General features: G+C 73.8%; 22 protein-coding genes and 2 pseudogenes. 1 reads left to right on the top strand and 23 read right to left on the bottom strand.

Annotated elements, in window-relative coordinates; translation table 11 throughout:
- Nucleotides 1-252: 252 nt before the first annotated feature.
- From alc to uraD, 9 genes are read right to left on the bottom strand one after another with little or no spacing between them, the layout of a single operon-like run.
- Nucleotides 253-1,272 carry an allantoicase gene (gene alc / locus E1293_RS24525; protein WP_132199800.1) on the bottom strand — a complete coding sequence of 340 codons (1,020 nt, stop codon included), beginning with the start codon at nucleotides 1,270-1,272 and terminating at the stop codon, nucleotides 253-255.
- A complete protein-coding gene (allB, locus tag E1293_RS24520) occupies nucleotides 1,269-2,585 on the bottom strand; it encodes an allantoinase AllB (RefSeq protein ID WP_132199799.1) in 1,317 nt (438 codons plus the stop codon). Before allB ends, alc begins: the two co-directional genes overlap by 4 nt.
- Nucleotides 2,582-4,894: a xanthine dehydrogenase subunit D gene (gene pucD / locus E1293_RS24515; RefSeq protein ID WP_207939066.1), complete on the bottom strand. Its 2,313-nt coding sequence runs from the start codon at nucleotides 4,892-4,894 to the stop codon at nucleotides 2,582-2,584. The genes allB and pucD overlap by 4 nt, the downstream gene beginning before the upstream one ends.
- Nucleotides 4,895-6,244 (bottom strand): 8-oxoguanine deaminase, encoded by a 1,350-nt coding sequence (locus tag E1293_RS24510; RefSeq protein ID WP_207939065.1) that lies wholly within the window; start codon nucleotides 6,242-6,244, stop codon nucleotides 4,895-4,897.
- Nucleotides 6,241-6,726: a (2Fe-2S)-binding protein gene (locus tag E1293_RS24505; RefSeq protein WP_132199798.1), complete on the bottom strand. Its 486-nt coding sequence runs from the start codon at nucleotides 6,724-6,726 to the stop codon at nucleotides 6,241-6,243. The genes E1293_RS24510 and E1293_RS24505 overlap by 4 nt, the downstream gene beginning before the upstream one ends.
- Nucleotides 6,726-7,604 (bottom strand): FAD binding domain-containing protein, encoded by an 879-nt coding sequence (locus E1293_RS24500; RefSeq protein WP_132199797.1) that lies wholly within the window; start codon nucleotides 7,602-7,604, stop codon nucleotides 6,726-6,728. The genes E1293_RS24505 and E1293_RS24500 overlap by 1 nt, the downstream gene beginning before the upstream one ends.
- A 14-nt stretch (nucleotides 7,605-7,618) precedes the next feature.
- Nucleotides 7,619-8,476, bottom strand: coding sequence for a factor-independent urate hydroxylase (gene pucL / locus E1293_RS24495; RefSeq protein WP_132199796.1), 858 nt, complete (start codon nucleotides 8,474-8,476; stop codon nucleotides 7,619-7,621).
- Between the two features lie 5 nt (nucleotides 8,477-8,481).
- Nucleotides 8,482-8,796 (bottom strand): hydroxyisourate hydrolase, encoded by a 315-nt coding sequence (gene uraH / locus E1293_RS24490; protein WP_132199795.1) that lies wholly within the window; start codon nucleotides 8,794-8,796, stop codon nucleotides 8,482-8,484.
- Nucleotides 8,793-9,260 (bottom strand): 2-oxo-4-hydroxy-4-carboxy-5-ureidoimidazoline decarboxylase, encoded by a 468-nt coding sequence (gene uraD, locus E1293_RS24485; RefSeq protein WP_243716471.1) that lies wholly within the window; start codon nucleotides 9,258-9,260, stop codon nucleotides 8,793-8,795. The genes uraH and uraD overlap by 4 nt, the downstream gene beginning before the upstream one ends.
- 98 nt (nucleotides 9,261-9,358) lie before the next feature.
- Between uraD and E1293_RS24480 the strand changes: the two genes are divergently transcribed.
- Complete coding sequence (locus E1293_RS24480) at nucleotides 9,359-10,792, top strand: PucR family transcriptional regulator (RefSeq protein ID WP_132199793.1); 1,434 nt, start codon at nucleotides 9,359-9,361, stop codon at nucleotides 10,790-10,792.
- A gap of 1 nt (nucleotide 10,793) precedes the next feature.
- On the opposite strand, the gene E1293_RS49560 is transcribed toward E1293_RS24480, so the two are convergent.
- The 14 genes and pseudogenes from E1293_RS49560 to E1293_RS24415 form a co-directional block, all read right to left on the bottom strand.
- Complete coding sequence (locus tag E1293_RS49560; protein WP_243716473.1) at nucleotides 10,794-10,940, bottom strand: carboxymuconolactone decarboxylase family protein; 147 nt, start codon at nucleotides 10,938-10,940, stop codon at nucleotides 10,794-10,796.
- Between the two features lie 60 nt (nucleotides 10,941-11,000).
- A pseudogene (locus tag E1293_RS49555) lies at nucleotides 11,001-11,168 on the bottom strand (carboxymuconolactone decarboxylase family protein); the annotation flags it as partial.
- Between the two features lie 386 nt (nucleotides 11,169-11,554).
- Nucleotides 11,555-12,034: pseudogene (locus tag E1293_RS49550) on the bottom strand (class I SAM-dependent methyltransferase); the annotation flags it as partial.
- Between the two features lie 4 nt (nucleotides 12,035-12,038).
- Complete coding sequence (locus tag E1293_RS24465; RefSeq protein ID WP_132199791.1) at nucleotides 12,039-13,679, bottom strand: class I adenylate-forming enzyme family protein; 1,641 nt, start codon at nucleotides 13,677-13,679, stop codon at nucleotides 12,039-12,041.
- Nucleotides 13,676-15,385, bottom strand: a complete 1,710-nt coding sequence (locus E1293_RS24460) for a CoA transferase (protein ID WP_243716469.1) — start codon at nucleotides 15,383-15,385, stop codon at nucleotides 13,676-13,678. The genes E1293_RS24465 and E1293_RS24460 overlap by 4 nt, the downstream gene beginning before the upstream one ends.
- A complete protein-coding gene (locus E1293_RS24455; RefSeq protein ID WP_132199790.1) occupies nucleotides 15,376-16,956 on the bottom strand; it encodes a class I adenylate-forming enzyme family protein in 1,581 nt (526 codons plus the stop codon). The genes E1293_RS24460 and E1293_RS24455 overlap by 10 nt, the downstream gene beginning before the upstream one ends.
- Before the next feature lie 3 nt (nucleotides 16,957-16,959).
- Nucleotides 16,960-18,327: a protoporphyrinogen/coproporphyrinogen oxidase gene (locus tag E1293_RS24450; protein WP_132199789.1), complete on the bottom strand. Its 1,368-nt coding sequence runs from the start codon at nucleotides 18,325-18,327 to the stop codon at nucleotides 16,960-16,962.
- The gene (locus E1293_RS24445; protein ID WP_132199788.1) at nucleotides 18,324-19,280 is read right to left on the bottom strand and encodes a UbiA family prenyltransferase; all 957 of its coding nucleotides are present in this window, start codon (nucleotides 19,278-19,280) and stop codon (nucleotides 18,324-18,326) included. The genes E1293_RS24450 and E1293_RS24445 overlap by 4 nt, the downstream gene beginning before the upstream one ends.
- Nucleotides 19,277-20,428 (bottom strand): DegT/DnrJ/EryC1/StrS family aminotransferase, encoded by a 1,152-nt coding sequence (locus tag E1293_RS24440; RefSeq protein WP_132199787.1) that lies wholly within the window; start codon nucleotides 20,426-20,428, stop codon nucleotides 19,277-19,279. The genes E1293_RS24445 and E1293_RS24440 overlap by 4 nt, the downstream gene beginning before the upstream one ends.
- Nucleotides 20,425-21,606 (bottom strand): DegT/DnrJ/EryC1/StrS family aminotransferase, encoded by a 1,182-nt coding sequence (locus tag E1293_RS24435; protein WP_243716467.1) that lies wholly within the window; start codon nucleotides 21,604-21,606, stop codon nucleotides 20,425-20,427. Before E1293_RS24435 ends, E1293_RS24440 begins: the two co-directional genes overlap by 4 nt.
- A gap of 113 nt (nucleotides 21,607-21,719) precedes the next feature.
- Entirely contained in the window at nucleotides 21,720-22,247 is a 528-nt protein-coding gene (locus E1293_RS24430) for an EF-hand domain-containing protein (protein ID WP_132199786.1), read from the bottom strand.
- Between the two features lie 199 nt (nucleotides 22,248-22,446).
- Nucleotides 22,447-22,863, bottom strand: coding sequence for a DUF6917 domain-containing protein (locus tag E1293_RS24425; RefSeq protein WP_132199785.1), 417 nt, complete (start codon nucleotides 22,861-22,863; stop codon nucleotides 22,447-22,449).
- Complete coding sequence (locus tag E1293_RS24420; RefSeq protein ID WP_132199784.1) at nucleotides 22,860-23,795, bottom strand: Gfo/Idh/MocA family protein; 936 nt, start codon at nucleotides 23,793-23,795, stop codon at nucleotides 22,860-22,862. The genes E1293_RS24425 and E1293_RS24420 overlap by 4 nt, the downstream gene beginning before the upstream one ends.
- On the bottom strand, nucleotides 23,792-24,563 hold a 772-nt coding region (locus E1293_RS24415; protein WP_132199783.1), incomplete at its 5' end, for an Ldh family oxidoreductase. The genes E1293_RS24415 and E1293_RS24420, both read right to left, overlap by 4 nt.

Raw genomic sequence — 24,563 nt, 5'->3', positions numbered from 1 at the left:
GTGTGGTGGGCGGGGTCGGCGGACGCGTGGGCGGCGGCCGGGACCAGCGCCGCGGGCAGTGCGAGGACGGCGGCGAGGGCGCCTGTCCGGAGTCGTTTCATGGGGGATCCTCTCCGGCCCGGAGGCGCAGAATCTGGATGCTGTTGCCACGAACGTCAGGATTTTGTCGAGCATTTCACCGCACGGAGACCTGCTCCGGGGTGGCGAGTGCTCAGAATGTAGGCAGAATTTTGGCGGTCGTCAATGCCCTGCCTAATGTTGGGTCTGGTCGTTCCAGTCGGCTCTCAGGGCCTGTTCGGTGGCCGGGGACAGGTCGCCGAAGAGGCGGAGGCGCGCGACGCCGCCGTCCGGGTAGATGTTGAGCCGGACGCTGGTGACCTCGGGGGACGAGAGGCGGAAGCGGTGCCGGGTGTCGGGCTGGAGGCGGGTGCGCGAGATCAGCAGCCACGAGGACGCCTTGTTGTCCGGGGGGCGGCGGTCGTCGATGCCGGTCAGCGCGAACTCGGCGGGGGCGTTGAACTTGAGGTTCGTGGTGTCGATCTCGGCGAGCCTGATGAAGCCCGGCGCGGCGAGATGGATCAGCGCCCAGTCGTGGCCGTCGTCGCGGCGGCGGGCGGTCTCCCAGCCCTCGGCCTGGTTGCGGGCGAGGCCGGGGAACAGCATGTTGTCCGGCGACGAATAGAACATGTTCGAGCAGTCGGCGACGCGCGCGCCGTTCTCCAGGGCGGCGAGGTCGACGGTCAGTCCGGTCATGAACCGCGGGTTGGGGACGACGTGGCCGTGCACGCGAAGCCGGGCGATGCCGCCGTCCGGGAACATGTTCAGCCGCACGTGGGTGAACAGGCGGCGGCCGAGGTCGACGGTGGCGATGGCGTGCTCTGCGTCGCCCTTGAGGACGGTCTTCGGGACGATTTCCACCCAGTCGGCGTCCAGTAGTTCGGCGAGCGACGGGTAGCCGTCCGCGAAGCAGGCCTCCACCGAAGCGTGCGGCGGGAAATTGCCCTTGAACCAGGCGGTGTCGATGACCACGCCGAGGATCCGGCCGGGGACGCCGAGCCGGACCAGTGCCCAGTCGTGCCCGGGGCCGCGGCGGCGGGCGGTCTCCCAGCCGTCGTAGAGCTGGCCCTTCGGCCCGAACGTCTCCGGCTGGAACGCCGGTCTCCACGGGTTGAGAAGGTTCTCCTTCTCGGCGAACGACTCGTCGCTGGCGGCGATGACCGACCCGCCCAGCGTCCGGACGGCCAGGTCGGGCAGGGACGTGAAGTCGGTCATCTCGGCTCCGTGGTCAGCAGGCGCCCGGCGGGCCCGTCCTCGGTCGGTGTGCCCCGGAGCCAGGTCGTCCGGACGACGCCGGTCAGCGTCCGGCCCGCGTACGGGGTGACGGGGTGGCGGTGGTGCAGGGCCGCGGGGTCGACGGTGAAGGTCTCGTCCGGGGCGAAGGCGACGAGGTCGGCGTCGTTTCCGACGACGATTCCGCCCTTGCGGGGGACGGCCGCCAGGGCGGCGGGGGCCTCGGACATCCAGCGGACGACCGACGGCAGGTCATGGCCGCGTTCGCGGGCGGCCGTCCAGACGGCCGGGAGACCCAGTTGAAGCGAGGAGATGCCGCCCCACGCGGTGGCGAAGTCGCCGCGTTTCAGTTCGGGTGTGCAGGGCGAGTGGTCGGTGACGACGCAGGAGATGACGCCAGAGGCAAGGCCCTGCCAGAGCCGGTCGCGGTTGGCCTCGTCGCGGATGGGCGGACAGCATTTGAAGGCGGCGCTCAGTGCGTCGCCGGCGCAGAGGGTCAGGTAGTGCGGGCATGTCTCGGCGGTCACGCGCAGGCCGTCGGCCTGGGCCTTCGCCAGGACGTCCACGCAGTCGGCGGCCGACAGGTGCAGGATGTGCGCGCGGACGCCCGTCTCCCCCGCCAGCCGGATCACCTGCTCGACGGCTCGGCGTTCGGCCGATGCGGGACGCGACGCCAGGAACGCCGGGTAGTCGCCGCCGGCCGGCACCGCCAGCGACGCGGGGTCTTCGGCGTGGACGATGACCAGCCCGCCGAACGAGGCGATCGCCCGGAACGCCGAACGCATCTCCTCGAACGTGAGCGGCGGAAACTCCGGGACACCCGAGTCGGACGTGAAGCACTTGAAACCGAAGACGCCAAGGTCGTGCAGCGGGCGCAGCGACGGCACGTTCCCCGGGATCGCGCCGCCCCAGAACCCGACGTCCACGGCGCAGGCCCCTTCGGCGGCCTGGCGTTTCACCGCGAGGGCGCCGGGGTCGACGGTCGGCGGAAGCGAGTTGAGCGGCATGTCGATGAGCGTGGTCACGCCTCCGGCCGCAGCGGCGTGGGTCGCGGTGGCGAAGCCCTCCCATTCGGTGCGTCCGGGCTCGTTGATGTGGACGTGCGTGTCGACGAGGCCGGGCAGCAGAGCGACGTCGCCGAGATCCAGCGAGGTCGAAGCCTGCCCGGCGTCCGAGTACGGCGAGATCGCGGTGATCCGCCCGTCGCGGACGGAGACGGCGGCCGGGCGTTCACCGTCCGGGAGGACGGCTCGCCGCGACCTGATCAGTAGGTCGTTGACCGGGAGCCGCGTCATGAGCCTCCCTGGACGATGTGCTCCGGCCGGACCGGCACCCGCGTGAGCGCCCGCCCGGTCGCGTCCCGGACGGCCGCGACGATCGCGGGCGTGGACGACAGCGTCGGCGGCTCGCCCGCCCCGCGCAACCCGTACGGCGCCTCCGGGTCAGGATTCTCCAGGATTTCCAGCCGCATGGGCGGCATGTCGAGGATGGTGGGGATCAGGTAGTCGGTGAAGGACGGGTTGCGCACCAGGCCGTCCGACACGACGATCTCCTCCATCACGGCGAGGCCGAGGCCCTGCGCGGTCCCGCCGTGGATCTGCCCCTCCACCCCCGTCCGGTTGATGATCTTCCCGACGTCCTGGACGGCGGCCAGCTCGACGACCTTGACGAGGCCGAGGTCCACGTCCACGTCGACGACGGCGCGGTGCACGCAGAGCGCGAGCTGGGTGTGGCTGCGCCCCTGCCCGGTGACCGGGTCCAGCGGGGTCGTGGGCCGGTGGTGGTACTCGCGGGTCCGCTCGATGGCGGCGTCGCCGAGGACGTCCTCGATGGTGCCGAGCACGCCGTCCGCCCGCGACATGATCTTCCCGCCGACCACGGCCAGGTCGGCGCGGCCGAGCCGGCGTTCCGCGAGCGCGAGGAGGTCGGCGCGCACCGCCTCGCAGGCGGCCTTGACCGCGCCGCCCGACATGTACGACTGGCGGGACGCGCTGGACGAGCCGGCGTCGCCGACCTGGTTGTCCGCCGGGGCGATCGTGACCTTCTGGACGCCCAGCTCGGTCCGCGCGATCTGCGCCTGGATCGTGACGAGCCCCTGCCCGACCTCGGCCGCCGCCGTGTGGACGAGCGCGGTCGCCTCCCCGCCGATGACCTCCAGCCGGACGCGCGCGGTCGCCAGGTCGTCGAACCCCTCGGAGAAGCAGATGTTCTTGATCCCGACGCCGTAGCCGACGCCCCGCACGACGCCCTCGCCGTGCGTCGTCTGCGACACCCCGCCCGGCAGGTTCCGGAGGTCGGACGCGTCGGCGGCGCCGGGCATCGGCATGGCCTCCAGCCGCGTCAGCATCTCGGCGAGCGGCGCCGGCGACTCGATGACCTGCCCGGTCGCGAGCCTCGATCCCTGCGTGACGGCGTTGCGGCGGCGGATCTCGACCGGGTCGAGGCCGCAGGCGGCGCCGAGCCTGTCCATCATCGACTCGTAGGCGAAGCACGCCTGCACGGCCCCGAACCCGCGCATCGCGCCGCACGGCGGGTTGTTCGTGTAGACGCCGTATCCGTCGATGCGGATGTTGGGGATCTCGTAGGGGCCGACTCCGAGCGAGGCCGCGTTGCCGACCACGTTCTTCGTGGACGACGTGTAAGCGCCGCCGTCCAGGACGATGTCGACGTCCGCGTAGAGGAGCCGGCCGTCGGCCGTGGCGCCGTACTCGTACCTCATCTGCGCGGGGTGCCGGTGGACGTGCCCGAAGAACGACTCGTACCGGTTGTACGACATCTTGACGGGCCTGCCCGTGTGCAGCGCCAGCATCCCGGCATGGATCTGCATCGACAGGTCCTCGCGCCCGCCGAACGCGCCGCCGACACCGGCCAGCGTCATGTGGATCTGGTCCTCGCGGAGGCCGAGGCAGGGCGCGATCTGCTTGAGGTCGTTGTGGATCCACTGCGTCGACACGTACAGGTCGATTCCGCCGTCTTCGGCCGGGATCGCCAGGCCGGACTCCGGTCCGAGGAACGCCTGGTCCTGGATGCCGACCTCGTACTCGCCCGACACGACGACGTCGGCGCGGCCCTTCACCGCGTCGACGTCCCCGACCCGGACGGGCTGATACCGGGTGATACCGCCGCGATCCTGGACCTTCAGCCCCTCCGGGTCGGCGACCACGGCCCGAGGGTCGGTGATCGGTTCGAGGACCTCGTACTCGACGGCGATCCTCTCCAGCGCGCGCCGGGCCGTCTCGGGATGGTCGGCGGCGACCAGCGCGACCGGCTCGCCCTGGTGCCTGACCTGGTCGATCGCGAGGACGGGCTGGTCCTCGGTGTGGTCGATGCCGAACATCGCGCGGCCCGGCACGTCCTCGTGCGTCAGGACCGCCCGGACGCCGGGCAGCGCGAGCGCGGACCCGATCCCGATCGACCGGATCAGCGCCCGCGGGTGCGGGCTGCGGAGCGTCGCGCCCCACAGCATCCCGTCCATCCACAGGTCGGACGCGTAGGCGAACTCACCCGCGACCTTGAGCGTGCCGTCCGGCCGCAGCGGGCTCTCCCCGACTCCGCCGATGCCGGGCGCGGCGACATGGCCTGGGCTTTTCACCGGGGACGCCATTCAGAGCACCTCCTCCGCGAGCCGCATCAGCCGGCGGTGGGCGTCGGCGCCGCGCCGTCCGGCCTCGTCCTGCGGGACGGTGACGAGCGTGTCGCCGTCCACGACGGTGCGCCCGCCGACGAGGAGGCGCTGCAACGGCGGTGTCGGCCCGAACGCGAACGCGACGACGGGGTCGTCGATCGCGGCCTGGAAGCCGTCCACCCGCCACAGGGCGATGTCGGCGAGCTTGCCCGGTTCGAGGGAGCCGATCTCGTCGTCGCGGCCGAGGCAGCGGGCGCCGCCGAGCGTCGCCATCTCCAGCGCCTGCCGGGCGGACAGCGCGGCCGGCCCGTACCGGGCGCGCTGCATGTAGATGGCCTGCCGCAGTTCGCCCGCCAGCGGGACGAGTTCCGCCGACGCCGACCCGTCCACGCCGAGCCCGACCGTCGCGCCCTCCTCCAGCAGGTGGGACACGCGCGCGATGCCGGCGCCGAGCCGCGCGTTCGAGCTCGGGCAGTGGGCCGTGCCGGTGCCGGTCTCCGCGAGCCGCTTGATGTCGGTGTCGTGCAGGTGGACGCAGTGCGCGAGCCACACGTCGGGGCCGAGCCAGCCGATCGAGTCCATGTACTCGGTCGGTGTCATGCCGAACTGCTCGTTCGTGTGCTCCTCCTCGTCCAGCGTCTCGGCGAGGTGGGTGTGCAGGCGGACGCCCTTGTCGCGCGCCAGCCGCGCCGACTCGACCAGCAGTTCGCGGGTGACGGAGAACGGGGAGCAGGGCGCGACGGCGACGCGCAGCATGGAGCCGGGCGACGGGTCGTGGTAGCGGTCGATCGCGGCCTCGGTCTCGGCGAGGACCGTGTCGAGGTCCTCGACGACCTCGTCCGGCGGCAGCCCGCCCTGCGACTCGCCCCGGTCCATCGACCCGCGGCACGGATGGAACCGGACGCCGATCTCCCGCGCCGCCTCCACCTCCGCCGCGAACAGGTCGCCGCGCCCCTTCGGGAACAGGTAGTGGTGGTCGGTGGACGTCGTGCAGCCCGACTTGGCGAGCCAGCCGAGCCCGGCGCTCGCCGCGCCCGCGACGACCTCGGCGTCCATCTTCGACCACGGCTTGTAGAGGGTCGTCAGCCACTCGAACAGGGTGCTGTCGACGGCGAGGCCCTGGCTGGCCCACTGGTAGAGGTGGTGGTGCGAGTTGACCAGGCCGGGGGTGGCGAGGCAGCCGGTCCCGTCGATGCGCTCCGCTTCGCCGGAAGGCCCGGCGCCGGCGCCCACCGCCGTGATGCGGTCGTCGTCGATCACGATGTGGCCGCCGGGGTACTCCTCGCCGGTGACCGTGGCGACGTGCGCGTTCTCGATGATGCGCCTCATCGCGCGACCGCCTTCCGCTCGGCCGCGAGGCGCACCGCGTCGAGGATCTTCTCGTAGCCGGTGCAGCGGCACAGGTTCCCGGCGAGCGCCTCGCGGATCTCCGCGTCGGACGGCGCCGGGTTCCGCCCGATCAGGTCGTGCGTCTGGACGATCAGGCCGGGCGTGCAGAACCCGCACTGGACGGCGCCCGTCTCCACGAACGCCTCCTGGACGGGGTCGAGCCGCTCCTCCCCGGGCGGCCCCTCCGCCAGGCCCTCCACGGTGCGGACCTCCCGGCCCTCCGCCTGCCCGGCCGCGACCAGGCACGCGCACACCGGCACACCATCCAGATAGACCGTGCACGAGCCGCATTCGCCCTGCTCGCAGGCGTTCTTCGAGCCCGGCAGGCCCATCCGCTCGCGCAGCATGTAGAGGAGGCTCTCGCCCTCCCACACGTCGTCCACGGCCTCTTCCGTCCCGTTGACGGTCAGGTTCACGCGCATCAGGACGCCTCCCTTCCGGCGGTCGCCGCCCGGTGGTCGTTCCAGGCCCAGGTCAATGTCCGGCGCGCCATCACCGCGAGGGCGTGCCTGCGGTAGTCGCCCGTCCCGCGGACGTCGTCGATGGGCGAGGCGGCGTCCCGGACCAGCTCGCCGAACCGGTGCGCGGCCGATTCGGCGAGCGGGCCCCGGTCGTCCCAGTCCAGTTCGCCGGAGATGAACGCCTCGGCGTCCAGGGCTCGGCGGGGCGTCGGTGCGGCCGAGCCGAGGCCGGTCCCGACCCGCCGCTCCTCCGGGTGCAGGGCGAGCGCGAACGAGCAGACCGCGATCACCATCGCGTTCCGGGTGCCGATCTTGGAGAAGTACTGGGGGCCGGACGCGGGGGCCGTCCAGAACGCGCGGATCAGCTCGTCCGGGGCGAGGGCGTTCTTCTTCACCCCGACGAAGAACTCCGCGGCCGGGATCATCCGGACGCCGCGCGCCGCCGACTCCACCTCGATCACGGCGTCCCCGGCGAGCAGCGGCGGGTGGCCGTCCCCGGCGGGCGACGCGGCGCCGAGGTTGCCGCCGACCGTGCCCCGGTTGCGGATCTGCGGCGACCCGACCGTGCGGGACGCCTGAGCGAGGCCGGGCAGCCGGTCGCCCAGCTCCGTGATCAGCCGCGCATACGGGACGCCGGCGCCGACGCGGAGCCGTCCGTCCGTCGTGTCCCACTCGGTGAGGGCGCCGACCCGGGTCAGGTCGAGCAGCGCCTCGGGCCGGTGCACGTCGAAGTTGATCTCGACCATCACGTCGGTGCCGCCCTGGACGGGCAGCGCGCCCGGCCGCCCCGCCTTGGCGGCGAGCGCGTCCTCCCAGGTCAGCGGTCGCAGGAAGTCCATGTCTCCAGGGTTCCTCAATTGAAGGCGGACGGGGCGTCCGGCGCGTCGTCGGTCAGCACCGTGCCCTCGATGAGCCCGTACGGGCGGTCCGCGGCGAAGTAGACCTCGTTGTCGTTGTCCATGCCGAACGGCTCCAGATCGACCAGGAAGTGATGCTTGTTGGGCATCGACAGCCTGACCTCGCAGATCTCCGGGCGCTCGGCGAGGACGCGGCGCCCCATCTGGTAGAGCGTCTGCTGGAGCGACAGGCTGTGCGTCTCGGCGAACGCGTGCAGCAGGTGGTCGCGCGCCGCCCGGTAGGACTCGTCCCAGGACGAGGTGCTCCGGTGCCGCCACTGGGCGGTCACGGCCGTGGCCAGCACGCGGTCGTCGGTGGGTGCGAGCGTCGTGTACTCGTCCTGGGCGAACCCGTGGAACTCGCTGCCGGTCGAGTTGAGAACGACCAGGTCGGTCAGGCCGGAGACGACCGACTCGGCCGCGGCGTCGTGGTGGATCAGCGCGGTCCGCACCTCGCCGCCGTCCCGGACGAACGAGTGCCCGCCGGTGATGCGCCGCCAGCCGTACTCGCGGATCTCCACCCGGGCATGGTCGATCGCCGGCTGCGAGTCCACGAAGTGGCGGGCGAGCAGGAGCCCGAAGTCCTCGATCGCGTCGATGCCGTGCTTCTTCGCGAACGCGAACACGGTGTTCTTCTGGCTGTCGGTCGGCAGGACGGCCGCGTTGTCGCCGGTCAGGTGCACGTCCTCCATCGCACCGGAGAGGGCGATGCCGACGCTGAGGTCCCTGATCCGGTGCGTGCCGCCGTCCCGCGTCACGCGGACGACGCGCGTCTCCGCCTTGCCGTAGCGGTTGGGTCCGAGAACGATCGCCATCGCGGCTAGCTCCCCCGGTAGGTCGAGTACGCGAACGGGCTGATCAGCAGCGGGACGTGGTAGTGCCGCCCCGGGTCGCCGATCGTGAACGCCACCGCGACCTCCGGATAGAACTCCGACAGGCCCTCGGTGCCGAACGTCAGCCGGTGCACCCCTTCCTGCGGCAGGACGCCCCACTCCTTGATCCGGCCGTCGGCGTCGGTGCTGGCCTCGGCGAGGGTCGTCCAGGCGCCGTCCTCGCCGCGCCGGTCGAGCCGGACGGCCACGCCCGCGGCCGGCAGCCCCTTCGCCGCGTCCAGCACGTGGGTCGACAGGCTCATGTTCCCTCCAGCAGCTTCGCCAGCCGCAGGTCGACGATCTTCGCGAGTTCCCGGCGGACGGCGGCCCGCTCGGTCTCGACGTCATTCCCCAGCCGCTCCCGCAACTCACCGAGCATCTCCAGAGCCGACCTCCCGGACGCGCAGATCAGGAACACATGCCCGAAATGCTCCTCGTAAGCGCGGTTCCCCTCGACCAGGGCCGCCTGGAGGTCGGCCGCCGTGCCGTCCATCCCGGACTGCTCGCCTCTCGACCAGCCGGCCTCACGCGTGCCGCCCTGGACCCGGTCCCCGATGCGCGGATGCGCGGCGAGCGCCTCCTCGACGTCCGCCCACTCCAGCGCGTCCAGCGCGCGTTTCGAGGCGGCCTGCAAGTCACCGACGTCCTTGTAGGACCGTCCAGCGAGCGCCTCGACCCACCGGCGGGACGCGCAACACGCCGCCAGCTCCTCAGTGACAGGTTCCACCACGCTTGCAGTACACACAGTCGCCCGCGCGCGGGTCGAGGCACAGGACGTCCGAACTGTGGTCCCGGCCGCGCGGTCCGTTTTGTAGGTTGCTACATGTGAAGTTGCGTTCTCTGCTCGGCATGGGCGAACTGCGGCTGGAGGTCGTCGCCGGTGAGGACGAGCTGGACCGGCCGATCCGGTGGGTCGTCACCACCGACCTGCTCGACCCGGGCCGCTACCTGCGCGGACACGAGCTCGTCCTGACCGGGCTCGTCTGGCGGACGGGCCCGGACGACTCCGAGACCTTCGTGCGAGCCCTCGCGGGTGCGGGCGTCTCCGGGCTCGCCGCCTGGGACCTCACGCTCGGCACGATCCCGGACGATCTCGTCGAGGCGTGCCGCCGGCACCGGCTTCCGCTGCTCAAGGTGCCCGAGGACGTGGCGTTCGCGACGGTCACCGAGGAGGTCGTGCGGCATCTGTCGGGCGCCCGCGCGGCCGACCTGACGGCCGTCCTGGACCGGCACCGGCGGCTCGTCGAGGGGACCGGGCTCGGAGCCGTCCTCGATCTCGTCGGGCACTGCCATGTCCTCGCGCCGACCGGGCGCGTCGTCGCGGGGCCGCCGCCGCCCGATCCCGCCGCCCTGGCCCGGGAGTTCCTCACCGCGTCCCGGTTGCCGCGGCACGTCCCCGCCCTCGGCATGTCGATCTTCCCCGTCGGCCCGGACGACACGCCGCGCGCCGCCGACTGGTTCCTCGCGCTGGAGGGCGACTTCGCCGACTGGCCGCCCGAACGCCACACGCTCACCGGGGAACTGGCCGCGATCGTCGCGCTCGAACGGGCCCGGCTGCGTGCCGAGGACCGTTCGTCGCAGGATGTCGTGACCGCTGCGTTCGCCGGTGACGCCGCAGAGGGTCTGGCCTTCCCGGTGGTGATCGTCGCGGCCTCGGCTCAGGGGGCACTGCGGCCGGGCGAGCTGCGCACCGTCCTGTCGGAGGTCGTGCCCGCCGCGGACCCGGTGGTCGGGATGCTGGACGACGAGGCCGTAGCACTCGTGCCCTTCGCGGGGCAGGACGTCGCCGCCGCCGTCCAGGACGCGCTCGGCCTCCTGTCCCCCGGCCTGCCGGACGGCCGCATCGCAGTCGGCGTCAGCGACACCGCCATGGCCGCCGACCTGCGCGGCGCCATCGAGGAGGCCCGCTACGCCCGCCGCCTTGCCGCCACCCGGACCGATCCGGTCCGGGTCGTCCGGCACGACGAACTCGCCACGCACGTGCTGCTGCTCGCCAGCGTCCCCGACGACGTCCGGCAGATGTTCAAGGTGCGGCTGCTGGACCCGCTGCACGCCTACGACCAGGCGCACGGCGCCGACCTGGTCCGCACTTTGGAGACGTTCCTGCACAACTCCGGCTCCTGGACGCGTTGCGCCGAGCAGCTCCACCTGCATGTCAACTCCGTCCGGTACCGGATCCAGCGCATCCAGGACCTCACCGGACGGGACCTCTCCCGGCTGGAAGACCGGGTCGACTTCTTCCTGGCCCTCCTCGTCTAGGTCACGGGGTCACGGCGATGCCCACGCGGTTCCAGGCGTTGATGGCGGCGATCGTCCACAGGAGATGGGCCAGCGGGGTCTCGCCGAAGTGCTCGCGGGCGGCGGCGAAGACGTCGCCCGGTACACCGGCAGGGCCGATCGAGGTCATGGCCTCGGCGAGTCCGAGGGCCGCGCACTCCGCGCCGGTGAACAGAGGGCTGCCCTGCCAGGATGCGAGCGCGTCCAGGCGTTCCTCGCTTTCTCCCGCTTCCACCGCCGCCCGCGTGTGCAGCGACAGGCAGAACGCGCAGCCGTTGATCTGGGAGACGCGGATGCGGACGAGTTCGGCCAGGAGCGGATCGAGTTTCGCGCCGGCGGCCCTGTCGAGGCCCGCCATCGCGGCGTGGACGTCCGGGGCGGCGGTGGGCAGGTCGATGCGATGGGCGCTCCTCGTCCCTCCCGAGGGCGCCGGCCCTGCACCGAATAGATCGCGTAGGAGCGGGCCCGGAAGACGGGGTGGGCGAGCAGGTCACGCACGTCGGCCAGCTGCCGGCCGGTCATACCGGCGCGGATGAACTTCTCGCGCAGATGCCGGGTGTGGTGGCTGACGAGCTGGAGGCCGGGCGAGCCCGCACTCCACACCTCGAAACGGTGGTAGGAGGAGACCTCGGTCAGCCCTGCCCGGCTCATCGCGGCGCCCGCCTTGCGTCCCCAGGCCATGTCGACCTCCTCGCCGTCCATGATCTGGGCCTTGGTCTCCATGAACGTCCTGTAGAGCCGGTGTGCGGCGGGATCGGGCACGCGCAGGGCGGGCGCGTCGGTCGCGTCGAACTCGTCCAGCTGGAGCACGCCGCCCGGTTTGAGCGCGCGTACCAGCCTGTCGAGCACGGCGAGGCGTTCGGGCAGCAGCCTGAGCACGAGACGCGCGTGGACGAGGTCGAACTCGGCCTCGGGAAGCGGGTCGCGGACGATGTCGTGCCGGACGAGTTCGAGGCCCGCGACGTCCGGCGGCCGGGCCGGGGGCCTGATGTCGGTGGCCAGCACGCTGCCCGCCGGGGCGACGCGCCGGGCCAGCCAGGCCGCGACGCCGCCGTTCCCCGCGCCGACCTCCAGGCACCGCCATCCCGGTCCGATGCCGGTCAGGGCGAGGCGTTCGGTGGTGAGGGGGTCGAGGGCGAGGCTCAGCAGGCGGTGCTGCTCACCGTTGCGGTCCTCGTCGTGACCGAAGACGGGCAGGGGCCTGGACGTCGCATGCACCGGCATCTCCTCACCCCCGGGCGTTCGGCCGCGCGGAACCGGCGTCCGCCGGGACGGCGGCCTCGGCGGCGATGCGGGTCAGGGCGGAGACGTTGACCTTGCCGGTCGGGCCGACCGGGAGTTCGGGCAGCATCAGGAAGCGCTCGGGCAGCCCGCGCCGGTCCACGCCGCGCTCCAGCAGGTAGGAGATCAGGGCGGCCGGGGACGGCGGCCGGGCGCCGGGACGCGGCGCCAGGCAGGCGCACATCCGCTCGCCCAGGTCCCGGTCGCTCACCGGGACGCAGTGCGCGTCGGCGATGTCGGGGTGGCCGATGAGCTCGCGCTCCACCTCCGCCGGGGATATCCCGACGCCGCCGCGGATGACGACGCGCTTGAGCCGGTCGAGCACCCACAGCGTGCCGTCGCCGTCCAGGCGGCCGAGGTCGCCGGTGCGAACCCAGCCGCCGGGGGCCCGGTACCGGGCGTCCAGGTCAGGCGCCTCGACGTAGCACAGTGGGGTCATCGGCCCGAGTGCCCAGATCTCCCCCGCCTGGCCGGGCGGCAGGGCCCGCCCCTCCGGGTCGCGGATGCTGATCCGCGCGACATCCGGATCGGGGATGCCCGCCAGCCCGGGTTCCCAGCGGGCCGGGTCGTCGCCGGTGTGGCAGTTGACGCCGTCGCTGGACCCGTAGATGTTGATCGGCGGCATGCCGAACCGGCGGACGCAGGCGTCCCGGACGTGCCGGTGCACCGGTCCCGCGCTGGAGACGACGGCGTGGAGCGAGGACACGTCCGCGGCGGTCTCGCATTCGGCCATCCGCCACAGCATGGTCGGGACGCCGAACAGATGGGTGGGGCGGTGCCGCTCGACGGCTTCGAGCGCGGCGGCGGCGTCGAACCGCGGGAGCAGCACCAGCGTCCCGCCGTGGCGTGCCATGATCACCGAGGTCGCGAGCGATCCGTACGACGACGCCAGCGACACCAGGACCAGGGCGCGCATCGGCTCGGGCCCGCGTCTCAGGGCGGCCACATAGTTGCCGCGTCCGCCGCCCATGGCGTTGTGGGAGTAGGCCACCATCTTCGGTTCCGACTCCGACCCCGAGGAGATCAGGATGCGGGCCGGGGCCTCCGCGTCAACGGGTCCGGGGCGCCAGTCCCGCGGGTCGGCGTCGCCGAGGGAACGGATCCCTGGGCGCGGCGGCGCTCCCGGCGTCCATGCCTGCAGATCGCCGGCCGCCGCCACCGTCTCGGGCGCGGTGATGACCGCGGCGGCGCGGGACCGGGTGAGGAGCCGCGCGACGTCGCGCGGTCCGTGCGTGTGCGGGATCGGCAGGGCCACGGCGCCGATCGCCGCGATCGCCAGCTCGGCGACGACGGCGTCGCGGCCGTTCGGCAGCAGGACGGCGATGATGTCGGACGGTCCCCGGCCACCGGCCCGCAACGCGGCGGCCGCCCGGCGGACGCGGTCGTCGAGGGCGGCATAGCCGAGCACGCCCACGCCGTCGACGACGGCGGCGCGGCCGGGTGCGGCGAGGACGTGGTCGCGGAACAGCGCGTAGAGGTCCCGGCCGGGGCACAGGCCGGCGGCGGTCCAGGCCGCGCGCGTCTCGGCGGGGACCCGGTCGGCGATGGTGACGCCGTTGGCCGATCTCCATGCGGATTCTGATGTCATGCGTCCTCTTCCGGGGTGCGAGAGTGCCGGGGCGCGAACGTCCACGGGCTGCGGCTGTAGGCGGCTTCGCCGTCGGACTCGAAGAGCGCCTCGTACGCGGGGTCGGCGGCCATCGCGGCGAGGTCCGACACCACGGGTGCCGTGGGTGCCGTCTCCGCGATCGCGTGATCGGCGTGCGCGTCGCGCAGGAGGCGGGCGGCGTCGGCCAGCCCGGTCTCGACGCGGACGCCGGTGCCGGTGCGGGCGCGGGCGAGCAGGCCCGCGACGGTCCCTTCGGCGCTGATGAGGGCGCCGAGGACGTCGGTGATGGTCAGCAGCGTCGGCGCCGGGGGCCGTCCGTCCTCCGCGAGCAGGGCCGCGATTCCCGTGTACGCCTGGACGAGGTAGTCGGTGCCCATGGGCTGCGGCGCCGGATGGGCCTCGGCCCAGCCCCCGGCGTGCGCGTAGACGAGACCGGGCCGGACGGCGGCCAGGTCACCGGCGTCCAGCGCGAACCGGCCCGCCCGGCCGGGCGGCCAGTTCTGCAGGAAGACGTCCGACGAGGCGAGGACCCGGAGCGCCGTCTCGCGGCCCGCGCGGGTCTTCAGGTCGGCCTCGACGGCGCCCTTGCCCCGGTTCAGCGCGAGGAAGCGGGCGGAGCAGCCGCCCGCCATGGGCGGGACGCCGCGCATCGGGTCGCCGCCGGGCGGTTCCAGCCGGACGATCTCGGCGCCGAGACGGCCGAGCAGGTGCCCGGCGAGCGGCCCCTGGACGCGGTTGGTGGCCTCGACCACGCACAGGCCGCCCAGCGGGGCATGGCCCATCACAGGACGGTGCGCCCGGCCGTCCGCCCGCACAGCGGACGTGGTGGGGCGGAGCCGCCATGGGGACGCGAGCGGTGGCAGGGGCCGCGCCGGATCCTCGCTCACCTCCACGATGCTGACGCCCGCAGCATGAGCGGCGGCACGGACGGCCGGGTAGGCATGCCCGGCCGCCGCGTCCGCCAGCGCGGGTGGAAGGACGCAGACCGCGGTGGCGAAGCGCTGCTGGAACGGCGGCCAGCCCGCGACGATCGCGGGCCGTCCGGCGCCGAGCGCCGTCCAGAAGGCCAGCCAGTTCTCGGCGGCGAACGTCTCGATCTCGAACCGGACGCCGTCGGCCGACCGGAACGGCGGCGTCCGCTCACCGGTCCCGGGCGCGCACCCGGCGGGGTCCGACGTGGCGACGGCGACGTACTGGGTGAGCGCCAGCGCCGCGGCCTGGGCGACGGAGGTCGCCGCGCGGACGGCCGTCCCGCCCCGCACCACGGCCAGCAACCCGGCCACGATGGCCTGGGCCGCGAGGACGCCCGCGCACACCGACGCGAAATCCACCCGCAGCACGCGCGGCGCGCCGGTGGCGCGCCCGTGGACGTGCATGATGCCGCAGGCGGCCTGCACATCGCGCTCCCCCGCCATGGGCACTCGCACCGGGCCTGACCAGCAGATACGGCACTCGGGCAGGCCACGGTCCCCCGGCACGAAGGACGCCTGGACGACGCCGAGCCACCCCGCGGGCGCATCCGGCGGCGCCGCGTCACCGGTCTCGACCACGCAGCCGAGCGCGCGCAACCGGGCGGCGGCGACGCGGACCGCGAGCGAGTCGCCGAGCGCACGCACGACCGTCCCGTCGAGAGGGTGGGCCGTGAGACCCACCGAGGTGCGGGCGGTCTCCGTTCTCACGTCCACTTGCCCGTCCCGTGGGTCTCGGGAGGCAGGTCCAGGTGCTCGCGGAGGGCCGCTCGCCGCACCTTGCCGGTGGCCGTGCGCGGTATCCGCTCCCACGTCAGGAGGACCGGTTCGGCGAGTTCCGGCAGGTCGGCGACGGCGTTCCGCCATCGGTCCGGATCCAGGCGCCCGTCCTCGACGACGAGCACGGGCTGCGCGGGCCGGCCGGGGACGCTCAGCACGACGCATTCGCCGACGCCGGGCAGCCGGTCCTCGATGACGTCCTCCACCTCGACGCAGCTGGCGTCCGGGAGGGCGTCGGCCTCCCGGTCCAGCAGGAGCAGGCGCCCGCTCCGGGTGAGGACGCCGAGGTCGCCGGTGATGAACCACTGCCCCGCGCGCTTGCGCAGGTACCGTTCCCGTTCGGCGGTGTAGTCCAAGCAGAGCGCCTTGGTGCTGCAGGCCAGCAGGCCGGCGGTGCCGCGCGGGACGGGACGCAGCGTGTAGCGGTCGACGACCCGCAGCCGGGTGCGGCCGGGGACGGGCCTGCCGAGGTCCCGGGTCGTCGGGTGCCGGCCGCGCTCGGCCCGCATGGCGCGCCGGGTCAGGAAGCGGAAGGTCAGCGGCCCCGTCTCGCTCTGCCCCCAGCCCTGCAGCCAGATCGGACGGCGCTGCCGGGTGGCGTCGAGGAACGTGCGGACGGTCGGCGGGTGCACGGCGTCGAACGTGCTGATGTAGAGGCGGACGCGCTCGAACGCCCGCGTCCGCGCGTGCGGGCGCCAGCGCACGAAGGTGGAGGGCTGCGCCTCCAGGATGGTCGGCCGGTGCTCCTCCAGCGGCGCGCGGGCCTCGTCCCAGCCGGCGGAGGTGATCACCACCATCTTCGCGGGGCCGAGGGCCGACACGGCGGCCGTCCAGGCGAGCGCGCGGCCGTGGGCGAAGGAGAAGGCGGCGGCGACCACGTCGTCCGGACGGCTGGCGAGCACGGGCCACCGGTGGGCCTCGAAGTCGGCGAGGCGGCGCAGCAGCGTCCGGGTGGAGTGCACGACGAGCTTCGGCACCCCGGTGGTGCCCGAGGTGTGCACGATGGCGAGCGGGTCGTCGACCGGCGGACGGCAGGGAACGGGGGCGGCGTGGCCGCGCACGTCGTCGAGGGACAGCGCGGGCGCGTCACCGGCCTCCCCCTCGAGCACGAGCGTCCGGGAGGCCGCGCGGTTCACCGGCCGCGCCGCGTCCACGACCAGCAGTGCCGGATCCAGCCGTTTGACGAGGACGTCCAGCACGTCCGCTTCCAGGTGCGCCGACAGCGGCGCGGGCACCGCGCCCAGGCGGGCGGCCGCGCAGCACAGCAGCACCACGTCCCAATGGTCGCGCTTGCTGATGGCGACGCGGTCGCCCGGCCTCACCCCCGCCGCGGCGAACCATCCGGCGGCGTCCCGGACGAGCCCGGCCAGGGCGGGCGGATCCAGGACGGTGCCCATCTCGGGGGCGATGTCCAGCGGGCGGCTGAGGTGCACCGTGGTGGAGTGACCGCGGGCGGCCACGTCCTCGAACAGCGTGCCCAGTTCGATGCGCTTACCGAAGAGTGCCATCTCTCACCTCTGCTCTTCGCCGGCGGGGACGGCCGGACGCCGCGCGGGCGACGACAGGTGGGCCTGGATCCGCTCGACGGCGAGGGCGGCGGAGGAGACCGCGCCCTCGCTGCACGGGCGCAGCGGCACCCAGTCGCCCGCGTACTCGACCGCGGCGACCGGCCGCCGGGCGAACGCGCCGCGCAACCGCAGGGCGGCCGGAGTCGCCTCGGGCAGTCCGTGCCGGAACCGGTGCACCCGGACGTGGGACGGCGCGGCCGGCAGGCCGGGGACGAAGCGGCGGGCGCGGGCGAGCAGCCGTTCCGCGACCGTCCGGCCGGGCGCGTCGAGGAGTTCGCGGCAGCCGCGCGGCGACGGGATCAGCGAGATCAGCCCGCGCCCGCGCGGCACGCGCCCGGGATGCTTGCGGTGGTCGAGGGTGATGACGTTGAGCAGGGAGTCCTCGGACTCGGGGATGAGCGTGGCGAAGCTCCGCGGCTCGCCCTCCGGCGGCGTGTCGGTGACGAGGCTGACGCGCAGCATGGGCGTGTACCCGCACGCCGCGAGGAACTCCCGCGCGGCGGGCCGGGGATCGTCGTAGAGGCCGGCCGCGACCGGGGCCGGGACGGCGAGTACCACCGCCCGAGCGATCACGGTGCCGCGCGGAGACTCCACCCGGACGAGGCCGTCCTCGCCGGTCACGCGGGTGACGGGGTGATCGGTGGTGACGTCGAGGCGGCCGGCGAGGGCGCGCGCCAGGGTGTCCATGCCGTCGCGGTAGGTGTGCCAGGTGTGCGAGCCGCCGCACGCGGCCAGGTGCGCCGCGAACGGTGCTGCGGCCGAGCGCCCGGGGTCCCAGCCGAAGAACCCGGAGACCAGCGGGTGGACGAGGTGGTCGTACAGATCCGGGTGGTAGGGCCGGACCAGGTCGGCCACGGTCTCCGCGGCGATGCCCGCCCGTTCGGGACGGTCGGGGTCGAGGTCGCCGAGCCGCGCCAGCCGCACCTGAAGCCGCACGAGGTCGAAGCGGGCGCGCGGGCCCAGGCCGGCGCCGGTCACCAGCCCGAGGGGGCGGCCCGCGTTCGGGCGGGACCGGCCGCCGCGCCACACGGCCAGGGCGTCGCGGACGTTCGGCACGGCGGCCGGGTCGCGGTCCAGCCCGAGATCGGCGATGAGTTCCCAGGTCGCCGGGTAGCCGGCGCGGCCGGGGAACATCTCGGCGCCGGTGTCGATCAGGCAGCCGTGCTCGCGGACGGTCCGCATCCGCCCGCCGACGGCGCCGGCGGCTTCGAGCACGCGCACCGTGCGTCCCCGCCGGACGAGCGCGTACGCGGCCGCCAGCCCGGCGGGCCCCGCGCCCACCACGGCGACGTCCGGCACCGGCCGGCTCACGACGTCGCTCCGGCCACGAGGGCGGCCACGACCAGCAGGACCACCGTGACGCGGTGGGCGTGGATGGCGATCCGGCGGGCGCGCAGGATGTCGCCGCGGAAGCCGATGAGGAGGTGGGCGACCCGCATGGCGACGAGCGGGAGCATGACCGCCGCGAACCACCGCGGTGCGGTTCCCGCGGCCGTCGCTGCGGCGATGAGCACGATCTGGGCGCCCGTCATGACGGCGACGAACATCCGGTGCGCCGGGGCGGAGACCAAGGTGGCGACGGTGATGCGCCCGGCCGCGCGGTCGCCGTCGGCGTCGCTCGTGTTGGAGTAGAGCCCGAACAGCATCGGTCCGGACCCGAACAGCACCGCCTGCACGACGACGAACCCGGTCGCCCCGCCGGTCAGCAGCGCGTACGGCACCAGCGTCCAGCCGATCCCGAGGCCGATGAGGAAGACCTCCTGGAACCCGCGGTAACTGATCTTCAAGCCCCACGAGTACTGCACGGACGCGGCCACGCACACCGCCGCGAGCACGACCGCCCACGCCGGCCGGTACGGGGCGGCCGCGACCACGGCCGCCCACAGCGCGGCCCCCGCCGCGGCGGCCGTCCAGGAGAAGCGCAGTGCCTGCGCCTCGGTGAGCGTCCCGGCGACGAGGGGTTTGCGGGCCAGCCGGCGCCGGGCCGCGTCCGAGCCGTAGTTGGCCGCGTCGCTGCCGTCGCGGTGGCCGGTGATGTCGTCGAAGCCGACCATGGCGGCCACCACGACGACCTCGGCGAGCAGGGTCAGCGCGAGCAGGCCGAACGTCCGCGGCTCCCAGCGCAGGGCGGGCGCCAGCAGCGCCCACACGACCACGAGCCCGAGGTAGTAGTCGTAGATGTCGAGTTTGGCCAGCCGTGCGTAGGCGGCGAGGGTGCCGTGCCCGGACGAACCGGGCTCCCGGACGGCGATTCGGTAGCTCATTCCTGGTCCCGGTGGGTGTCGGTGAACGCGCACACGGCGTCGGCTACGTGCTCGACCTGCGCGTCGGTCAGGTTCGGGTAGAGCGGAAGTGAGATGTTGCGGCGGGCGGCGTCCGCCGCGTTCGGCCAGGACCCGCCGGGCCGCGCGTAAGGGGCGAACGCCGGCTGGGCGGGCAGCGGGCGCGGGTAGTACACGTGGGCGGCGACGCCGTGCTCGGCCAGATGGCACCGCAGCGCGTCCCGCCGCTCGGTGAGGACGGTGTACACGTAGGGGAACCGGCCGTCGCCGCCCTCCGGTGGCGCCACCAGGCCGCGGCCGGCCAGCGGGGCGAGGCGCCGGGAGTAGCGGGCGGAGATCTCCGCGCGGCGTGCGAGCCGGTCGGCGAGGCCCGGCAGCCGGTGCAGCTGGAAGGCGGCCATCACCTCGTCGAAGCGGCTGTTCTGGCCGATCCGGTGGTGGACGAACCGGTGGACGCCGTCCTGCCCGTGGTTGCGGAGCATTCGCACGGCCGCGGCGAGGGCGGTGTCGCCGGTGACGACCATGCCGCCCTCTCCGGGCATGCCGAAGGTCTTGACCTGGACGAACGAGTAGACCCCCGCGTCGCCCCAGCGTCCCGCGGGCAGGCCGCGCAGCGTCCCGCCCTGGGCGAGCGCGGAGTCCTCGACCAGGCGGAGGCCGCGCCGGTCGGCCAGCTCGCGGAAGGCGGGCATGTCCGCCATCACCGAGAACATGTGGGCGGCCACCAGCACCTTGGTGCGCGGCGTGATCAGCGGTTCGGCGGCGGCCGGATCGACGGTCAGCCGCGCCGGGTCTATGTCGGCGAACACCGGGCGGGCGCCGGCGTCGATGACGGTCGCGGCGAGCGGCGCGCAGCCGAACGCGGGAACGATGACCTCGTCTCCCGGGCCGACGCCCATGGCCGTCAGGATCAGGGTCAGTGCGGACGTCCCGCTCGAACAGGCGACGGCGGCGCGGGCGCCGACGCGTCCGGCCAGCTCCCGCTCCAGCCGCGCGGTGTGCTCGCCGAGGATGAACTTCTGCTCGGAACCGGTGCCGATGGCGTGCACGATCTCCAGCAGCGCCTCCCGGTCGTGCTCGAACAGCTCCGGCGAGAAGAACGGGACGGTCGTGATGGACGGCGCGGTCATCGCGCCCGCCCGGCGTAGAAGCCCTCGATCTCGTCGCAGACGCGGTCGGCGTGCGCCTCGGGCAGGTCGGGATGGAGCGGGAGCGCGATGGCGGACGCGCAGGCGGCCTCCGCGCGCGGGAAGTCGCCGGGCCGGTGGCCGAGGCGGGCGAAGCACGGCTGCAGGTGCAGCGGAACCGGGTAGTAGATCTCCGTGCCGATCCCGCGGGCGGACAGATGTGCGGCCAGAGCGTCGCGGTCGTCGACCTGGAGGAGATAGACGTAGACGACGCGGTTGCTCCCGGGAAGTGGCGGGCGCGCTCCCGGGACGCTCCGGACGCCCGGCACGCGGCGCAGCCGGGCGTCGTAGCGGCCGGCCAGTTCGGCGCGCCGGGCGATGGCCGCGTCGAGCGCCGCGAGCTTGGCCAGCAGGACGGCCGCCTGGACGTCGTCCATCTTGCTGTTGCGTCCCGGCAGCATTGTGGCGTTGGAGATGGCGGGGAAGTCGCCGAGCGTGCGGCCGCCGCGCCCGTGGTGGCGGAGCATCCGGACCTTCTCGGCGATGGCCGCGTCGCCGGTCAGCACCGCCCCACCGTCCCCGATTCCGCCGAGCGTCTTGGCGGGGAAGAACGACAGGACCCCGCCGGCGCCGAGGAGCCCCGCGTGGGTGCCGTCCATGCGCATGCCGATGGCCTCGGCGCTGTCCTCCACGACCGTCAGGCCGTGGCGCCGCGCCACGTCCTGGAGTGCGCGCAGGTCGGCCATCCGGTCGAACAGGTGGACCGGCATGATCATCTTGGTGCGGCCGGTGACGGCGGCGTCCACCGAGCGCGGGTCGGCGCCGTGGCCGCCCTCCTCGATGTCGGCGAAGACGGGGACGCCGCCGGCGAGCACCACGGCGCTGGCCGTCGCGATGAACGAGTACGCCGGGACGATCACCTCGTCGCCCGGCCGCAGCCCGGCGGCGCGCAGCAGCAGGACCAGCGCGTCGGTGCCGGAGTTGACGGCGACGACGTGGCGGGCGCCGGTCCAGGCCGCGAGCCGGTCCTCCAGTTCGCCGACCTTCGCGCCGTGCGAGAACTTCCCGTCGTCGAGAACGTCGGTGACGTGGTTCCTGATCTCGCTCCAGTTCTCTTCAAAGGTCCTGGCCTGGCTGAAGAACGGAATGGCGGACGCTACCGGGGGCGACGTTTTCTGCACGATTGCCTTTGCGGTCGGAGGGCGGCGGGGACCGTCCGGGAAAGACCCGGGGAGACCGGTGGAGAATGGCCATGGGTCTTTCCCGGACGGCGTTTCCTACCGGCGGGGGCCGATCAGCGCCCGAGCAGCGGGATGTCGTTTCGGCCGAGGTGGTAGTCGCGGACCGCGTCGACCAGTTCGTTGACCGAGAGCTTGCCGCTGTTGTCGGTGTCGAGGTCGCGGAAGGCGCGGTCGGCGACCTCGCCCTCCAGGCCGATCGCGGCGAACCAGCCGTGCATCTCCGACGGGGAGATCTCGCCGTCGCCGCTGCGGTCCAGGACGCCGACGATCGCCTCGATGGTCGGCCGCACGACCGCGGCGAACCCGGCGTCGCCCTTGCCGATGATCTCCTTGTCGGCGGCCTCCAGGAACTGGTTGCGCGACAGCTTGTCGCTGCCGGCGGAGCCGGACAGCTTGTCGAACATGCCCAGGTAGGCCTGCTTGAGCTGGTCCGCCTTCGGGGTGCCCTGCGCGCCGAGGCGGGCGATGATCTCGTCCGCCTCCCGCTCGAAGTCGGACCGCTCGATGGCGCCGTTGCCGTTGCGGTCCCACAACCGGAACCGCTCCTCCAGGCGACTGGACTGGGTGGTGGCCATGACCATGTGCATCTCCTCCTGTGCGGGTGGAACTGATGGGCGGACGATAGCTATTCTTCCGCCCGGCGTCCGCATTTAATGTGCACCGCGGGTAAGGGTTGGATATCTCCTGGACGAAGGCCGTATCACTGAAATAGATCACCATTTGGAGATGCGTCATCGCCATTTCTCGCAATTCGGGCGGAGGCCGCTTTCCGGCCGGAATTCAGCGCCGCGCGGGTCCCTGCCGGAATGCCAGCCGCTCCCCCGGCACCAGGCCCAGCTCGGTCCCGGTGCAGGCCGGCTCGGCCCGGACGAGCACGTTGTAGTGGTTGGGGAAGTGGCAGCCGTCGAAGCCGAGCAGGACGCCGATGCGCCGCCCGCCCACCCACAGCTCGTCGCCGCGGTCGAGCACGCCCCCCGCGTTGATCTCGGCGAAGCCGAGGAACGCGACCCGGTCGATCCGCGCGCCGGAGGCGGTCTCACCGTGGTCGGTGGCCACCAGCTCGTGGACCTCCCCGGCGCGGACGCACCGGCTGGCGAACGGCTCCAGCCGCATCCCCCGGTCCGTCCGGCGATGGGCGAGCACCTTGACGACCGTCGCGGGGACCGCGCTCTTCGGACCGTCCTCGGCCGGATTCACTGCGCGCCCCTTCCCCGCTCCGCCCCGACGGGCCGCCCGGACGCCTCCAGCCGGTAGGCGTCCCGCACGAATCGCAGCGCCTCCAGGCCGCCGTCGCGCTCCCCGGTTCCCCGGACGCATCGCTCGAAGGCGTCCAGCACGCCCGCGTACTCGTGCCACAGGGAGCCCTTGAACCCGGCGTGGCCGGCGAGCATGTCGGCGCGCACCGTCCGCCCGCCGGCGAGCCGCACCTCGGCGTCCTTGCGTTCACCGGGGTAGGACCAGTCGAGCAGGACCCGCGCGCGTGCGCCCTCCGCGCGCAGCCGGATGTCGGCCTGCCGGTCGACGCCCCCGGCGTCCCGCGTGATCCGCGCGGACACCACCTCGGCCGGTCCCAGCAGGAGCCGGACGAGGTCGAAGGCGTTGGGTCCGTTGTCGGCGACGCATCCGCCGCCGCAGCGCTCCATGTCGAGGTACCAGCCGTCGGGGCCCGCGTGCTCCTCGATGCGTTCCAGGTAGCGGACGGTGACCTCGTCGACCGCCGCTCCGGCGCACTCGGCGCGCAGCCGTCCGACGGCCTCGTTGTAGCGGCGGTGGAAGGCCGTGAACAGCGGGACGTTCCGGTGCTCGGCCAGTTTCCGGAGCGCGGTCCCCTGCGCGAAGTCGAGGGCGAGCGGCTTCTCCACGCAGACGGCCGCACCCATGTTCAGCGCGTCCGCGCATACCCGCAGGTGCACGTCGTTGGGGACCGTGACCACCACGGCGTCCAGTGGTGTCTCGCGGAGCATCCGGAGGTGGTCGGTGTGGCCCGGCACCGGGTGGCCGGCCAGCCTCGCCGGGTCGCTGTCGCAGACGGCGGCCAGCCGCATGGCGGGCGCGTCGCGCAGCGCCGCGAGGTAGAAGCGGGAGATCACCCCGAGGCCGATGACGGCGACCCGCAGCGGCGCCGTCACGACCGCTCCAGCACGGCGGGGGCGGGGACGCCGTGGCTCGCGGCGACGTCGCGCAGTTCCCGGTACAGGTCCGCGCCGAGCGGGACGCCGTGGCGCCGCCGCCTCCGGGCTCGCTGGTACTCGTGCCAGCCGGGATAGCGCACCGGTTCGGCCGGGTCGGTGGGCGGGCAGCCGAGCAGGGCGCCGAACAGCACGTCCGCGTCGTCGTCCGCGCCCGCGCGGAGCGCGCCGGGCGCGATCGCGGCAGCGAAGAAGCCGATGTCGTCGTCGCGGCCGCCGGGCCCGCCGTCGCCGCGGAACGCGTCCGGATGCGCGCCCAGGCCGGCGCCGGACACCACGGCGGACAGGACCTCCACCGCGATGCCGAGCCCGAAGCCCTTGTACTGCCCGGCACCGCCGCCCAGCCACAGCAGGTGCGCCCGCCCCTCGTCGAAGGCGGCCGGATCGGTGACCGCGGCGCCGTCGTCGGCGCTCAGCACCCCCTCGGGGACCGCCCGCCCCTCGCGGGCCGCCTGCCGGACGCGCCCGGTGGGCGCGGCGGTCGTGCTCATGTCCAGGACGAACGGCGGGTACCGGCCCGCCGGCGCGGCGACGCTCAGCGGGTTGGTGCCGAGCATCGCCACCGCGCCGCCGGGCGGGCGGGCGATCCGCTGCCCGCCGCAGTTCGCGGTGACCAGCCCGATCATGGCGTGCTCCACGGCGCGCAGCGCGTGGTGCCCGGCGCAGCCGAAGTGGGTGGCGCCGCGGACGCCCACCATCCCGATCCCG

It is taken from the genome of Actinomadura darangshiensis (genome assembly GCF_004349235.1).
In the GTDB taxonomy this organism is placed as follows: domain Bacteria; phylum Actinomycetota; class Actinomycetes; order Streptosporangiales; family Streptosporangiaceae; genus Spirillospora; species Spirillospora darangshiensis.
Note: the sequence above shows the minus strand (reverse complement) of the source record. Positions and strands in the feature narration are given on the sequence as shown.

Excerpts from the sequence above, each read along its gene's own strand:
- alc (WP_132199800.1), bottom strand. The coding sequence starts at position 1,272 with ATGACCGACTTCACGTCCCTGCCCGACCTGGCCGTCCGGACGCTGGGC.
- allB (WP_132199799.1), bottom strand. The coding sequence starts at position 2,585 with ATGACGCGGCTCCCGGTCAACGACCTACTGATCAGGTCGCGGCGAGCC.
- pucD (WP_207939066.1), bottom strand. The coding sequence starts at position 4,894 with ATGGCGTCCCCGGTGAAAAGCCCAGGCCATGTCGCCGCGCCCGGCATC.
- E1293_RS24510 (WP_207939065.1), bottom strand. The coding sequence starts at position 6,244 with ATGAGGCGCATCATCGAGAACGCGCACGTCGCCACGGTCACCGGCGAG.
- E1293_RS24505 (WP_132199798.1), bottom strand. The coding sequence starts at position 6,726 with ATGCGCGTGAACCTGACCGTCAACGGGACGGAAGAGGCCGTGGACGAC.
- E1293_RS24500 (WP_132199797.1), bottom strand. The coding sequence starts at position 7,604 with ATGGACTTCCTGCGACCGCTGACCTGGGAGGACGCGCTCGCCGCCAAG.
- pucL (WP_132199796.1), bottom strand. The coding sequence starts at position 8,476 with ATGGCGATCGTTCTCGGACCCAACCGCTACGGCAAGGCGGAGACGCGC.
- uraH (WP_132199795.1), bottom strand. The coding sequence starts at position 8,796 with ATGAGCCTGTCGACCCACGTGCTGGACGCGGCGAAGGGGCTGCCGGCC.
- E1293_RS49560 (WP_243716473.1), bottom strand. The coding sequence starts at position 10,940 with ATGACCTCGATCGGCCCTGCCGGTGTACCGGGCGACGTCTTCGCCGCC.
- E1293_RS24465 (WP_132199791.1), bottom strand. The coding sequence starts at position 13,679 with ATGACATCAGAATCCGCATGGAGATCGGCCAACGGCGTCACCATCGCC.
- E1293_RS24455 (WP_132199790.1), bottom strand. The coding sequence starts at position 16,956 with ATGGCACTCTTCGGTAAGCGCATCGAACTGGGCACGCTGTTCGAGGAC.
- E1293_RS24445 (WP_132199788.1), bottom strand. The coding sequence starts at position 19,280 with ATGAGCTACCGAATCGCCGTCCGGGAGCCCGGTTCGTCCGGGCACGGC.
- E1293_RS24440 (WP_132199787.1), bottom strand. The coding sequence starts at position 20,428 with ATGACCGCGCCGTCCATCACGACCGTCCCGTTCTTCTCGCCGGAGCTG.
- E1293_RS24430 (WP_132199786.1), bottom strand. The coding sequence starts at position 22,247 with ATGGTCATGGCCACCACCCAGTCCAGTCGCCTGGAGGAGCGGTTCCGG.